Raw genomic sequence first — 1169 nt, 5'->3', positions numbered from 1 at the left:
CCTGTCGCGTTTTTGGCTCCGGCGGCTTTTCTTGCTGGAGATGAATGCCCTGGCGTCGGCACCAAGAGCGGCAGTGAATGGGGGGGTTGCAAGGTCGCGCACGTGAGCGACACGTCAGCTCTGCTGCTTCACCCACTCGCCACCGAACCGGATAGGTCGGCGTGCTCTACACGCCGCAGAACCCGCACCCGTATGCGACTGGAGCTGGACGGCCTCGCAGCCGCGCATGGATGCGACGCTACATTCCTGTCCGGAGGATGAATTTTTCTGTTGAGCCGGCTTCCTTCGGACGCCGCATCCGTGCACAATTCGCGCCCCTTGCAGCGCTGGCGTTCGGGAAGCGGTTGCGGGGTTTTTGCGGGGAACGGGAGTCGCCTTGAAGAAGGTGTTGCAGTTCTCTGAAAGGGCCCTATAATGGGCGGCTCACCGGCGGTAACGGGTTACGGCCCAGCGGTGAGGCGGTTCGGAAAGGCCTCTTCACGAGGTGTTGACGAAGCGTTTAGGAGCTGCCAGAATGTGCGGCTCACCTCGGCGGAAACGCCGGGATACGGAAGAAGGCGCTGAGGCCGATTCCGAAGTTCTTTGACAGTGTGCGCAGGTAACTTGTGCGGACGCCTGCAGGAAGGATGACTGTCCATCTTGCAGACGTTTTAACAGCAACAAGTCAAATGCTTTAAGCAAGCGATACGTAGCTGGGTAGAACTTCTGCAGCTGAAAGTATTGGCCTTCGGGTCTGTAATTTTAAGTGAAGAGTTTGATCCTGGCTCAGAGTGAACGCTGGCGGTAGGCCTAACACATGCAAGTCGAACGGCAGCACAGGAGAGCTTGCTCTCTGGGTGGCGAGTGGCGGACGGGTGAGGAATACATCGGAATCTACTCTGTCGTGGGGGATAACGTAGGGAAACTTACGCTAATACCGCATACGACCTACGGGTGAAAGTGGGGGACCTTCGGGCCTCACGCGATTGAATGAGCCGATGTCGGATTAGCTAGTTGGCGGGGTAAAGGCCCACCAAGGCGACGATCCGTAGCTGGTCTGAGAGGATGATCAGCCACACTGGAACTGAGACACGGTCCAGACTCCTACGGGAGGCAGCAGTGGGGAATATTGGACAATGGGCGCAAGCCTGATCCAGCCATACCGCGTGGGTGAAGAAGGCCTTCGGGTT

It is taken from the genome of Candidatus Paracaedibacter symbiosus (assembly GCF_000757605.1).
In the GTDB taxonomy this organism is placed as follows: Bacteria; Pseudomonadota; Alphaproteobacteria; order Paracaedibacterales; family Paracaedibacteraceae; genus Paracaedibacter_A; species Paracaedibacter_A symbiosus.
This window is presented reverse-complemented; position numbering follows the sequence as displayed.